The sequence below is a fragment of the Oleiagrimonas citrea genome (assembly GCF_012395255.1).
Taxonomy (GTDB): domain Bacteria; phylum Pseudomonadota; class Gammaproteobacteria; order Xanthomonadales; family Rhodanobacteraceae; genus Oleiagrimonas; species Oleiagrimonas citrea.
The window spans coordinates 126,996-139,256 of sequence record NZ_JAAZQD010000005.1; the positions used below are offsets into that span (position 1 = coordinate 126,996).

Annotated in this window: 13 protein-coding genes; 9 read left to right on the forward strand and 4 right to left on the reverse strand. The window is 68.1% G+C overall.

Going from position 1 to position 12,261, the window contains the following annotated elements; all coding sequences use genetic code 11:
• Positions 1-22 precede the first annotated feature (22 nt).
• From HF690_RS12970 to HF690_RS13005, 8 genes are all read left to right on the forward strand, one after another.
• Positions 23-691 carry a COG4648 family protein gene (locus HF690_RS12970; RefSeq protein WP_168609742.1) on the forward strand — a complete coding sequence of 223 codons (669 nt, stop codon included), beginning with the start codon at positions 23-25 and terminating at the stop codon, positions 689-691.
• Positions 688-999: an ApeI family dehydratase gene (locus HF690_RS12975; RefSeq protein WP_240151764.1), complete on the forward strand. Its 312-nt coding sequence runs from the start codon at positions 688-690 to the stop codon at positions 997-999. Before HF690_RS12970 ends, HF690_RS12975 begins: the two co-directional genes overlap by 4 nt.
• Positions 996-1,955, forward strand: a complete 960-nt coding sequence (locus HF690_RS12980; protein ID WP_113065695.1) for a lysophospholipid acyltransferase family protein — start codon at positions 996-998, stop codon at positions 1,953-1,955. The genes HF690_RS12975 and HF690_RS12980 overlap by 4 nt, the downstream gene beginning before the upstream one ends.
• Positions 1,909-2,544 carry an outer membrane lipoprotein carrier protein LolA gene (locus HF690_RS12985; RefSeq protein WP_240151765.1) on the forward strand — a complete coding sequence of 212 codons (636 nt, stop codon included), beginning with the start codon at positions 1,909-1,911 and terminating at the stop codon, positions 2,542-2,544. Before HF690_RS12980 ends, HF690_RS12985 begins: the two co-directional genes overlap by 47 nt.
• Positions 2,534-4,933: an MMPL family transporter gene (locus HF690_RS12990; RefSeq protein ID WP_168609743.1), complete on the forward strand. Its 2,400-nt coding sequence runs from the start codon at positions 2,534-2,536 to the stop codon at positions 4,931-4,933. Before HF690_RS12985 ends, HF690_RS12990 begins: the two co-directional genes overlap by 11 nt.
• The gene (locus HF690_RS12995; protein ID WP_168609744.1) at positions 4,917-5,372 is read left to right on the forward strand and encodes an ApeP family dehydratase; all 456 of its coding nucleotides are present in this window, start codon (positions 4,917-4,919) and stop codon (positions 5,370-5,372) included. Before HF690_RS12990 ends, HF690_RS12995 begins: the two co-directional genes overlap by 17 nt.
• A 59-nt stretch (positions 5,373-5,431) precedes the next feature.
• A complete protein-coding gene (gene fabG / locus HF690_RS13000; protein ID WP_168609745.1) occupies positions 5,432-6,169 on the forward strand; it encodes a 3-oxoacyl-ACP reductase FabG in 738 nt (245 codons plus the stop codon).
• 64 nt (positions 6,170-6,233) lie between these two features.
• Positions 6,234-6,671, forward strand: coding sequence for an Sbal_3080 family lipoprotein (locus tag HF690_RS13005; RefSeq protein ID WP_168609746.1), 438 nt, complete (start codon positions 6,234-6,236; stop codon positions 6,669-6,671).
• A 14-nt stretch (positions 6,672-6,685) separates the two neighbouring features.
• Here HF690_RS13005 and HF690_RS13010 read toward each other — a convergent pair whose 3' ends face one another.
• The 4 genes from HF690_RS13010 to HF690_RS13025 all read right to left on the reverse strand — a co-directional run bounded on the left by HF690_RS13010 (position 6,686) and on the right by HF690_RS13025 (position 11,161).
• The gene (locus HF690_RS13010; protein ID WP_168609747.1) at positions 6,686-8,269 is read right to left on the reverse strand and encodes an NAD(P)/FAD-dependent oxidoreductase; all 1,584 of its coding nucleotides are present in this window, start codon (positions 8,267-8,269) and stop codon (positions 6,686-6,688) included.
• 131 nt (positions 8,270-8,400) lie between these two features.
• Positions 8,401-9,168 (reverse strand): glycosyltransferase family 2 protein, encoded by a 768-nt coding sequence (locus HF690_RS13015; protein WP_338042919.1) that lies wholly within the window; start codon positions 9,166-9,168, stop codon positions 8,401-8,403.
• Positions 9,165-9,971, reverse strand: coding sequence for a beta-ketoacyl synthase chain length factor (locus HF690_RS13020; protein ID WP_168609748.1), 807 nt, complete (start codon positions 9,969-9,971; stop codon positions 9,165-9,167). Before HF690_RS13020 ends, HF690_RS13015 begins: the two co-directional genes overlap by 4 nt.
• Positions 9,968-11,161: a beta-ketoacyl-[acyl-carrier-protein] synthase family protein gene (locus tag HF690_RS13025; RefSeq protein WP_168609749.1), complete on the reverse strand. Its 1,194-nt coding sequence runs from the start codon at positions 11,159-11,161 to the stop codon at positions 9,968-9,970. The genes HF690_RS13020 and HF690_RS13025 overlap by 4 nt, the downstream gene beginning before the upstream one ends.
• Before the next feature lie 154 nt (positions 11,162-11,315).
• On the opposite strand from HF690_RS13025, the gene HF690_RS13030 reads away from it, so the two are divergent.
• On the forward strand, positions 11,316-12,011 hold the full coding sequence (locus tag HF690_RS13030) for a YdcF family protein (RefSeq protein WP_168609750.1): 696 nt from the start codon (positions 11,316-11,318) through the stop codon (positions 12,009-12,011).
• The last annotated feature ends 250 nt before the right edge of the window (positions 12,012-12,261 follow it).

The window sequence follows — 12,261 nt, forward strand, 5'->3', positions numbered from 1 at the left end:
CGCGGTATTCGCCGTGTCCACGATGAAATCCGGTTTTTTCCGCAGCCTGCTTCCCGGGTTGCTGCTCGGCTATGCGGCACTGGTCTTCACCGGTGCGCTGGGCGGCGGCGAATGGGCCTATCGTCTTGCGGTGCCGGTGTTGGTTCTCGTGCTGGCCGCGGTGCTGCCGTTGCGGCGTGCGCCCGTGCTGGCGCTCTGGCTGCTGCTGGCGGCGGTGATGCTCTGGCTTGATGCGCGCGGCCATGCGCACTGGGTGCTGAATCTGGTGCCGATGTTGATCACGGCCGGCCTGGCCTGGCTGTTCGGCCGCACGCTGCGTGCCGGTCGCGAGCCGCTGGTTCGCCGCGTGGTGCGTGCGGTCGAAGGCGAGGAGCGGCTGCAGGACGCGCGCGTCCTGCGCTACACCCGCCAGGTGACCTGGTACTGGGCGATACTGATGGCGCTGCAATGTCTGCTGCTGGCGGCCTGCTGGGCGTTGCTGATCGCCGACGGTCCAATGCAGGCGTGGGCGCGCGGCTGGCTGCATGTGGGCGGTTATATCCTGCCGGTGCTGGCCATGGCGGCTGAATACGCTGTGCGCCGCTGGCGATTCAGGGATCTGCCGCATCCGCGTCCGCACGAGTTCATTCATCGCCTGGTGCGCAGCTGGCCTCGCATCGTGCGGGACGCCCGCGATACGGTGCATTCATGACCGGCCCGTCCGAACCCATGGCATCCGCGCACCGATTCCGCATTGGTGCGGACCATCCGTGCCTGCCGGGGCATTTCCCCGGCCGGCCCCTGGTGCCGGGCGTAGTGCTACTGGATGAGCTCGCCGCCTTGCTGCGGCGCGAGCATGGCTGGCAGTTGACCCGCATCATCGACGCCAAGTTCGTCGCGCCCGTGTGGCCCGAGACCGAGGCGGAGATCCGCGTGCAGGGTGCCGCGCCGCGGTTGCGCTTCGAGATTCATGGCGAGGCCGGCGTGCTGGCGCGGGGCCGGGTGGAGGTGCGGGCATGAGCGCGCACTGGCGTCAGCGCCCCGAGGGCGGCGGTTTCTTCGCGTTGTGGCTGATCCGCACCATCGCTCTGCGCTGCGGTCGTCCGGCGGCGCGCGTGGTGCTGTACCCGATCACCCTGTATTTCTTCTTCCGTCGCGGTCCCGAGCGTCGCGCGTCGCGCCAGTTCCTGACGCGTGCGCTGGGGCAGCGCGCGACGGTGTGGCAGATCCTGCGTCACATCCACAGTTTCGCCTCGATCACGTTGGACCGCGTGTTCATGCTGGCGCGCGGCGAACGCGGATTCCGGCTCGAAGTCGAAGGGCTGGATTACCTGCACGACGCCATCGACGAAGGCCGCGGCGCGATGCTGATGGGCTCGCACCACGGCAGTTTCGAGGCCCTGCGCATGCTTTCGCAGCGCTACCAGAAAGCGCCTCTGCGGATCGTGCTGAACAAGCAGCAGACGCCGGCGATGACGGCGCTGCTGGAGGCGCTGGCGCCGGACATCGGCGAGCGCGTCATCGACGGCGCGCAGGATCCGGCCTCCGTGGTGCTGGCGCTGGGCGAGGCCGCGCGGCAGGGCCACATGGTGGCGCTGCTGGCCGATCGCGGGCGGCAGGACGAGGCGATGCTGCGGGTGCCGTTCCTGGGCGAGGACGCCGCCTTCCCGGTGGGACCCTGGCTGCTGGCGGCCAGCCTGCGCATTCCGGTGGTGTTGTGTTTCGGACTGTACCTTGGCGGCAATCGCTATAAGCTGGTGTTCGAGCCGTTCGCGGATACCCGCGAGCTTCCGCGCGAAGGTCGGCGCAAGGCCGTGCGCGGCTACGTGCGCGAGTACGCGGCGCGCCTGGAGAGTCTTGCGCGCACGCATCCCTACAACTGGTTTAATTTCTATGATTTCTGGCATGACACTACGCAGGTCGTTGGGAATGATGCTGGCGCTGGCGTCGGCCGCGACGTGGGCGCGCGCGCCTGAGACCGCCGTCGTCGACAAGCCCGACGCGCTGGCGCCGATCGCCAAGCTCGCGCAGCAGCCGCCGACGCAGGTGGCCTTCGCCGAGGCGCGTTTCTCGGCCCTGCTGAGCCGCCCGCTGGTGGTGTCGGGTCAGTTGTCGTGGGAAGGCGGCGACCGTCTGCAAAGGCATGTCGATTCGCCCTACGTGGAAACCACCCGCATCGTCGACGGTGAGGTCAGCATGCACCGGGCCGGGCGCGGCACGCGGCATTTCTCGCTGGATCGCGCGCCGCCGCTCAAGGCGCTGCTCGATAGCCTGGTCGCGGTGCTGTCGGGCGATCGCGCGCGCTTGTCGAAGGTGTTCACGCCGCGACTGGACGAAGACGGCGGCGGTCAGGGCTGGACCCTGACGCTAAAGCCGAAATCGCCGCGTCTGGCGCGCAGCCTCGCGCACATCCGCCTGGACGGCGACGATCGGGGGCTGCGTTGCATGCTGATCACCGAGGCCAACGGCACGCTGAGCGTCGATCTGCTCGGCCCGCTGGCCGCGCGCATGCCGACGCAGCCGACCCGCGCCAACCTGACGGCGCTGTGCCGGCATGCCGAATAGTTCCCTGCGCGCACGCGTCGCGCTGCTGAGCGTCTGGCTGCTGGTCCTGGCGCTGCTGGGGCTGTACGTGATGCGCACGCTGCGCGTCAGCACCGATTTGCGCAGCTTCATGCCGCCGCCCGCCACGGCCGACCAGCGGTTGCTGATGGACCAGATCGGCAGCGGTCCGGGTTCGCGACTGTTGCTGGTCGCCCTTGGTGGCGCCCAGCCGGAGAAGCTCGCCGACCTCAGTCGCGGCCTGGCCGATGCGCTGAAGCAGGATGCGCGCTTCAGTCAGGTCGTCAACGGCGACTTCCGGCCCGACAGCCTGCCGTCCTCGCTGCTGCCCTACCGCTACCTGCTCTCGCCGACGCTGGATACGCATCGTCTCGATGCGGCCTATCTGCACGATCAATTGCAACAGCGGCTGGAGGATCTGGCCTCGCCGGCCGGTGGCCTTCTGGAGACCTGGCTGCCGCGCGATCCGACTCTGGAAGTGCTGAAGCTGGCGCAACGTTGGTCGCCGCCGCATGCGCCGACTGTGCGCGACGGCGTGTGGATCGACAAGCAGGGCGAGGCGCTGCTGCTAGTGCAGACTCGCGCCGCCGGTTTCGACCCGGGCGCGCAGCAGGAGGCCATCGCGGCCCTGCGCAAGGCCTTCGACGGGTTGCCGGGGCACGAGGCGGCGACGCTGACGCTGAGCGGGCCGGGCTATTTCAGCGTGGTCATCAACAAACAGACCCGGCATCAGGCCGACTGGATCGGCTACATCTCCACCATCGGCTTCATCCTGCTGCTGCTGCTGGCCTACCGCAGTCCGAGCGCGCTGGTGCTGGGCGCGCTGCCCATTGCCAGCGGCGCGCTGGCTGGTCTCGCCGCGCTGGTGACCTTCTACCCGCAGGTGCACGGCATCACCCTGGCGTTCGGCTTCACGCTGCTCGGCGTGGCGCAGGAATATCCGATCCGCCTGCTCAGCCATCGCCGCGGCGGTGCGTCGAACCTGCAGAGCGTGCGCGGATTGTGGCCGCTGCTGATGACGGCCATTGCCTCGGCCTGCATCGCCTATCTGGCGTTCTACGCCTCGGGCGTGCCGGGACTGCAGCAACTGGCAGTGTTCACGATCTGCGGTCTGCTCGGCGCGGGCCTGACCACGCGTTACGCGTTGCCGCGCGTGTTGCCGCAGCGCTTCGTTGACGTGGCCGACACGCCCGGTCTGGCGCGCTTCCGCCGGTTCCTCGACAATCTGCCGCGCCCGCGCTGGATTCCCGTGCTGGTCACGGCGGGCGTCGCGGTCATGCTGATCTTCGCGCCCGGCACGTTCTGGCAGAACAATCTGGCCAAGCTGACGCCGCTGCCGGCGAAGCTGCTGAAGACCGACGCCCGTCTGCGCGCCGCCCTGGGCGCGCCCGATGTGCGCTACCTGCTGGTGCTGGATGCGCCGACGGCGGACGGCGTGTTGGCGCTTTCCGAGCAGGTGCGACCGAAACTGGATGCGCTGGTGAAGCAGGGCGCGCTGGACGGCGTCGAGCTGCCGTCGCGCTACCTGCCGCCGCGGGCGGTGCAGCGTGCGCGGCAGCGGAAGCTGCCCGATCACGACGCGCTGGTGGCCGCGTTGAAGCAGGCCACCGCCGGCATGCCGTTCCGCGAGGATGTCTTCGCGCCGTTCGTGCGCGATGTGGACAAGGCCCGCGCACTGCCGCTGCTGACGCCGGCGATGTTCGAGCGTTCGCCGCTGGGTCAGCGGCTGGCTTCGATGCTGGTGAGGCGTGGCGGCAACCCGCAGGTCCGGGGGCAGGGTGCCAGCGGAACGCCTGTCACGGCGTCATCCACGTCCTGGGTCGGCCTGGCCACGCTGAGCGGCGTGCACGATCCGGCGGCGCTGGCCGCATTGTCGGCGCAGACCGACGGCAAGGTACGCCTGCTGGACATCAAGCAGGCTTCGGAGTCGCTGGTTGCCGCCTACCGCTCGCGCATCCTGAAGGCGCTGGGCGTGGCGATCCTGCTGCTGATCGTCACCGTCAGCGTGGCTCTGCGCAGTCTGCGTCGTGCCTGGCACGTGCTGGGTCCGATGACGCTGGCGACGTTCCTGGTGCTGGCGGTCGAGCGCATGGCCGGCATCGAGATTTCCCTGTTCCATCTGGTCGCGCTGATTCTCGCCGCTGGCCTGGGTCTGCACTATGCGCTGTTCTTCGAGCGCGAGACCGGCGATCCGGCGGAACAGCGACGCACCCTGCATGCGACGGTGGTCTGCGTGCTCTCGGCGCTGCTGGTGTTCGGCATGCTGGCGTGGTCGTCGATTCCGGTGCTGCGCGCCATCGGCCTGACCGTGAGTCTGGGCGTGGCCTTCCATTTCTGCCTGTCGATCCTGATGGCGCCGCATGCGGAGAGCGACCGTGCTGCCGAAGAGTGACTGGGCGCACCTGATCCCGCACGCTGGCGGCATGTGCCTGCTGGACGTGGTCGAGGCCTGGGATGACACCGCCATCCACGCGTGCAGCGAGGGGCATCGCGATCCCGCGAACCCGCTACGCCGGGACGGTCGCCTGCATGCGCTGCATCTGGCCGAATACGGCGCGCAGGCCGCTGCCGTGCACGGCGCGCTGCGGGCGCGCGAGGCCGGCGCCGGTGCGCCGCGTCCGGGCATGCTGGTGGCGCTGCGCGATGTGCGCCTGGCGTGCGAATACGTCGACGATCTGCCCGGTGTGCTGCAGGTTCACGCCGAGTGCCTGTATGCCGACGACGCGGGCACCCAGTACGCCTTCCGCATCGAGCACGACGGCGTGCTGCTGGCGCAGGGGCGCTGCGCCGTGATCCACGGCGGCGATGACCTGGCTCCTGCCGCGGGCTGAAAACGTGCCGCACCGGCACGCTTGCTAGACTTTCCCTCTTTGCATTCGGAGCGTTCGGTATGAAGGCATCCAGCGACCCGCGTCGTGCCCTGGTCAGTGGCGGCAGCGGCGACATTGGCGCGGCGATCTGCAAGGCGCTGGCCGCCGCCGGCCAGCATGTGATCGTGCACTCCAACACGCGCATCGAGCGCGCGCAGGAAGTCGTCGAGACGATCCGGGCCGAGGGAGGCAGTGCCGAGGCGGTGGCGTTCGATGTCGCCGATGCACAGGCCAGCGCGGCCGCGCTGGAGGCGCTGCTCGAGACCGGGCCGATCCATTGCGCGGTCAGCAACGCCGGCATCCATGACGACGCGCCGATGGCGGGCATGCAGGAAGCGCAGTGGAAGCGGGTGATCGACGTCTCGCTGCACGGCTTCTTCCATCTGGTGCAGCCGCTGCTGCTGCCGATGGCGCGCGCGCGTTTTGGTCGCGTGGTGGCGATCGGGTCGGTGGCCGGTGTGCTCGGCAATCGCGGTCAGACCAACTATGCGGCGGCCAAGGCCGGCCTGCACGGAGCGGTGAAATCGCTGGCGCGCGAGATGGCCTCGCGCGGCATCACCGCGAACGTGGTTGCGCCGGGGCTGATCGCCGGGCGCATGACCGAAACCCTGTTCGCACCGGAGCAGATCAAGGCGATGGTGCCGGCCGGACGCGTTGGCGCGCCGGAGGATGTCGCCGCGCTGGTCGCCTTTCTGTGCTCGGAATCGGCCGGCTACGTCAACGGACAGGTGATCGGCGTCAATGGCGGGATGGGTTGATGCAGGCTCTGCAATGATCCGACATACTCATTCGATGGGTGAGCTGCATCAATGAGGGGGGATCATGCGCTTAGTGACGTCGCTTTTACTTTTGTCATTCACGGGCCTGATGTTGGCTTCGTGCACGTCGGTACAGGTCAGGCCGCTAGTAACTAAAGACAAGGTGGATTTGATCTGCATTCAACGAAATCCCGCAGTCAAAGTGGATGACTTTGTCATGGTCCTGCAGCGGCATATCGATGCGCACGGCATCGCGAGTCGCGTGTTCGATGGCACGAAGCCCGATGATTGTCATTATGTCCTGACGTATACAGCTCGCCGTTCATGGGACTTTTCGCCGTACCTCTCTGTCGCCCACTTGTGGCTGCAAAAAGATGGACGTGGAGTGGCCTCTTCCGACTATCATTTGCGTGGCAAGGGCGGGTTGGCGTTGACCAAATGGCAAGGCACGGAGGCCAAGATAGGCCCCGTCATCGACAAGCTGTTAGCGGGTCAGAATTGAGCTGATTGAACGCCTCAGGCCGCCGCGGCGAACAGCGGTGGTCGCTGCCGTCCGGACAGTGGCGCCTGCAGCGCCGGGTCGCTGCCGGTGGCCTGCAGCACGATGGCGTCGGCCAGCGCTTCGAGTAGATCGACGTGGGTGCGCAGGCGCGCGACGGTGGCGTCGCGGTCCAGTTCGTCGTGCAGGTGGCCATTGAGGTCGGCGAACCAGCGCAGTTCGTATTGATCGAGCATGGCGCGCGGGTTGCGATTGGCGCTGGCGGCGTGCCAGCGCAGGAACAGGTCCTGCATGCGCAGGTTCAGCGCCTGCGCGCGTTCCAGGTCGGCGCGCACGCGCCCCAGCAGTTCCAGGTCGGTCAGGCCTTTCTGGAACACCAGCGGACACAGCACGCCCCAGTAGTAGCTGTAGTCCCAGGTCACCTTCACCGGCAGCACCTCGGCATCGCCCAGCAGCGCGTACTGCTTGCGGAACAGCGGCAGGCTGTTGGCGTAGAACGACTGGTACAGCTGGTCGTACATGGTCGCGTGCGGCGCCAGGTTGCGGCCGGCGCGGTCCTGGCCGATCAGCGCGGAGATGTAGGTGTTGCCGATGGCGATGAAGTCGCTGCCGGGCGAATAAAACGGATCAAGAAACGCGCCGGCCTCGCCGGTCAGCGCCCAGCGGTCGGCGGAGAATAGCTGTGCGCAGCCGTAGGAATAGTCGCGCAGGAAGCTGAAATCGAGCAGCGCGTCGCGGCGTTCGGCCACGGCCCGCGCCAGCGCCGGTTGGCGCTGCCCCAGCCACTGCACGGTGCGGTCGAAGTCGCGCATCGATTCCAGCGGATGCATGCCGGCGTCGGCGACGATGCCGACTGAGTGCGCGCCCGAGGACAGCGGGATCAGCCAGGACCAGTAGCCGGGGCCGACCAGATGATTGGTCGAGCGCCAGCGTTCCGGCGGCGAGCAGCGGTCGCTCCAGTCGGCGTCGGCACACCAGCCGTCGATGTCGATGCGGTCGTCGAGACGGAACCACACCGCGTTGCCGCGGTGGCCGTTGTCGCGGGTCAGCTTGAAATGACGGCGCAGCATGCCGGCGCGTCCGGATGCGTCCAGCACCCAGCGCGTCTGCCGCGTGTGCTGTCCGTCCTCGTCGCGGTAGCGCACGGTGTGCAGCGCGCCGTGTTCGCCCATGCTCAGGCCGCTGATGGTGGCGCCGTCGCGTACGTCGATGCCGCGCCGGCGCGCCTCGTCGGTGAGGAAATTTTCCAGAATGCCGCGATCGATCTGGTAGCTCGGCGTCGGCAGCACCTTGCTGACGCCCAGTTCGGTGACGTTCTCCAGGTCGTCGCGGCCATCGGAGAAGAAGAAGCGGAAGCCGAACTTGCGGATGTGGTCGTGTTCGAGGTGTTCGCGCAGCCCGAGCGTCTCGGCGAAGTAGTGCGCGCCGATCTCGACCGTGGATTCGCCGACCTTGTGCGCGGCGGCAGGCAGCGGATGCCGGCGGCGCTCGATGACCAGGATGTCCAGATCCGGATGATCGGCGCGCAGGTGCAGCGCCAGGGTCAGTCCGGCCAGACCGCCGCCCAGGATGATTGCGTCGTGCGTGGTGGTGCTCGCCATGCGTTCCTTCCTCGCCGAAGCTCGTGTTTCGATGATGCCCGAAGTGCTCGGGCCGCGTCATCCGCTGTTGCGGGATTCGTGCGCGGGTCGTGGATGTGCGCACGGTACGGCGCGCGTCTGCCGGGGCAGGGTTACGGATCGACGATCAACGGTTGCTGGTTTCGGATCTGGCGCAGGTGGTCGCGCATCAGGCCGGCGCGCAGGATGCGCCAGACCACCCGCGCGGTGATGCGTGAAAAGTCCCGCACCGGCCGGAAGTGGCTCAGGCGCATGTCGCCCTGGTAGCGCGATTCGATCGGCACCGAGGCCACGCGCACGTCACGTTGCAGCGCGGCCTCGATCAGGATGTCGGTCTCGAAGGCGAAACCGCCACTCTTGATGTCGGCCAGTTCCAGCGCTGCGCGCGGGTAGTAGCGCTGGCCGCACTGGGTATCGATCAGGCGCTGCCCGGCGGCCCAGGAAATGCCCCAGTCGGCGAAGTCGTTGGCGCGGCGGCGGTAGTTCGGCTGGCGTTCGCGATGGCGGATGCGCGCGCCGCTGATGATGTGGTTCGGGTAGCGCTGCGCCGCCGCCAGCAGACGGGGGATGTCCTCGGCGACGTGTTGGCCGTCGCCGTCCATGCTGATGACCGCCGAATAGCCGTGTTCGAGCGCGGCGCGGAAACCGGTGCGCAGCGCTTCGCCCTTGCCTCGCCGTTCGGGGTGGCGGATCAGCGTCACCGGGAGCCTGGACACGATCTCCGGCGTGCCGTCGTCGGAACCGTCGTCGACCACCATCACCGGCAGGTTCAGCGCCAGCACCGATTCGATCACGCCGCGGATGGCGAGCGCCTCGTTGAGGCAGGGAATCAGCACGCAGCAGGCAGCGGGTTCGGTCATGGTCTCGGGGACGGCGCTCACGCGGGAACATCCGTTTCGATGTGCAGGGTCAGCCCGTCGCCCGCCGCAATGCATGTGCTGCCGGGGCGCGGTGTGGCCAGGGCTTCCAGCAGCGTCAGTGCATCGCCGCAGGCGTTCTGCCGCGCCAGGCGGCGCAGGTGCGGGTCCGAGGGCGGTTGTTGCGGCTGGCTCGATGCATGCAATCGCAGGCGCAGGGCAGCGCGCGCATGCGTTCCGCGCTCGGGGCTGAGCACCAGGGCGCAGCCGAACGGCACGTGCGTGCTCAGCATTTCCACCAGCGGACCCTTGCCGGGCACATCGAAAGCGGACAGCAGCACCGGCTCGTTCTCGCTTACGGCCAGCGTGGCCGCTTCCAGCAGGCCCGCGCCGAAACTGGCCTCGCTGGCGCACACCGCGTTGGAGCTGCGATGGCAGCCGGTGGCGATGGTCCAGTAGCCGGCGGCGGCGTTGTGTACGGAATTGTGGAAACGCGTCGGTGACATGTCCAGTGGCGTATCGGCCAGGGTCGCGCACATGTAGTCCATGATGATGGCATCGCCGTGCGCCGAGGCGAACACGCTGGACAGGTGCGCGGCGTCGCGCTCGCTCATCGCCACGGCTTGCGTGGCGGTCTCGACGGCCAGGCGCACGCTGTCCGGTGCGCGGCGTCGTTCGGCGGGCGGCAGCAAGCTGGCGCCCGGTCGCGCCGGGGCGTCCTCGGCGGCAGGCTGGCCGTCCAGGTGGGCAATGAAGTGATTCCAGTCGGGCAGGCCGGGCGTCCAGATGCCGATGCCTTCCACCCACAGGTTCAGATCGCCGTTCATGCGGCCTCCTCCGCGCGCACGAACGCCAGGCAGGCGTTGTTGCCGCCGAAGCCGAAGGAATTGCTCAGCGCCACACGCACGTTACGCGCACGCGTTTCCTGCTGCAGGCGGCCTTCGCACAGCGGGTCGGGCGTGTCGCAGCCCAGGTTGCCCGGCAGCAGGCTGCGTTCGAGCGCGAGCAGGGCGATGCTGGCTTCCAGCGCGCCGGCCGCGCCGAGGGTATGGCCGGTGTAGCCCTTGGTCGAGCTGCTGCGCGTGGTGTCGGGGAACAGGCGGGCGATGAGCGCTGCCTCGACCTCGTCGTTCTTGCGCGTCGAAGTGCCGTGCAGATTGATGTAGTCGACCTGTTCGGGACGCAGCCCGGCACGCGCCAGCGCATCGCGCATCGCCCGTTCGGCGCCGAGTCCTTCCGGGTGCGGCGTGGACATGTGGTGCGCGTCGCTGGACTCGCCGTAGCCGGCCAGTCGCGTGGCGTCCGGCGCTCGTTCGGCGCGCTCCAGCAGGGCGAAGCCGGCGGCCTCGCCGATGGAAATGCCGTCGCGCTCGATATCGAACGGGCGGCAGGCCTGCTGCGAGACCAGTCCCAGCGAATTGAAGCCGAACAGCACGCTGTCGCACAGCGTGTCGGTGCCGCCGACCACAGCCGCATCGATCAGGTCCGCCTGCATCATGCGCGTGGCCATGGCGTAGACCTTGGCGCTGGACGAGCACGCCGTGGACACGGTCAGGCACGGGCCGGACAGCTCCAGCGCGGTCCGGGCGAACGCGCTCAGCGAATGCAGACAGTGGATGATCGGACGGCGCACTTCGGCGGGCAGGCGGCCGTCGACGTCGAGATGGCGATAGCCCTGTTCGGTGCTGGCGATGCTGCCGGTGGAGGTGCCCAGCAGCACGGCGATACGGTCGCTGCCGTAGCGCGACGCGGCACGGTGCACCGCATCCATGAAGCGGTCCTGCTGCAGGCCCATCCACGCCAGGCGGTTGTTGCGGCATTCCCACTCGTTCAGTGTCGCGGGCAGCGTCGCGGCTTCCAGTCCGGCCACGCGACCGATCCAGCAATCGAGCGGCGCGCTGCTGAAATTGTTGTGCGCCAGCCCGCCGCGCATGCGGCGCAGCGCGTCCTCGTGGGCGTCCAGTCCGCGTCCGAGCGCGGAGGTGGCGGTGTGGGCGCTGACGGCCAGCGCGGGCATCGTGTCGGGCATCCGGTGCAGGGTAGCTTTTCCCGGCTGAATTTTCTCGTGCCGTGTGACCGGGGCGGCGATTCGGCCGCGCATGCGTGGTCCCGGCGCTCAATCCCTGTGACGATGGGGTAGGCTGCCCATTTCCCGATCAGCCGAAGCCTTCATGAGCGACCCCCTGGCCCCCCTGCGACGCGGTCCCTGGCGCTATCTGCGCGATGCCGACGTGCTGCATTCCCTGTGCGTGGCGCTCCTGGTGATGGTGCTCAGCGGCGGGCTGGTCTGGCTGGCCTATCTGATCCACGTCTGGCGCACGGCGGCGCGCAGCCCGCTGAAACCCGACTGCGCGCGCGTGCTGCTGATCTTCGGCCGCAAGTTGGAAGACGAACGTCCGGAACAGGACTACATTCATCGCCTGCAGCGCGGCCTGACCCTGGCGCGCATGGAAGATGTCGAACGCATGCTGGTGCTCGGCGGAAACAGCGGCAGCCACATGACCGAAGCGAAAGCCGGCGCCGACTGGCTGCGCGCGCAGGGATTTCCCGGGCACGTCCCGCTGATTCTGGAACAGGCCTCCACCGATTCCCTGGAAAACCTTCGCCACGCACGCGAACTGCTGAAACACGAAGAGCTGCCTTCAGTCGCCCTCATCACCAGCCGCTACCACCTCGCCCGCTGCCTGCTGCTCGCGCGCCGCCTCGGTTTCGACGCCCAGCCCGTCGCCGCGGAAGACCGCCTCCCCGGCCACGCACGCTACCGGCTGCGCATGGTGCTGGAGTCGGGTTATCTGATGTGGATCGACATCGGGCTTCGCTGGGCGCATCTGATCGGACATGAACGGATGGCTGCGCGGATTCGGTAAGTCGGGGAAATAGTCGAGAGCAGAGTGTGCCTGGAACCATATCCGCGCAAGCATATGTGCGTTGTATCTCGCACAGCGTGTAATTCATCGACCATATACCCAACGTCTGTGGGGCATTGCGCGTTAATACCCTGTGTGTGAGTTGTAATTCGTAAGCGGTGGTGTGAAGGGTCAGCTGGCCGGTATGCGCCATAGGCGCCGCCTTTCAAGTTACTACTGGGGTCCCTTGCAAGAGTTCAACGATGTTCGA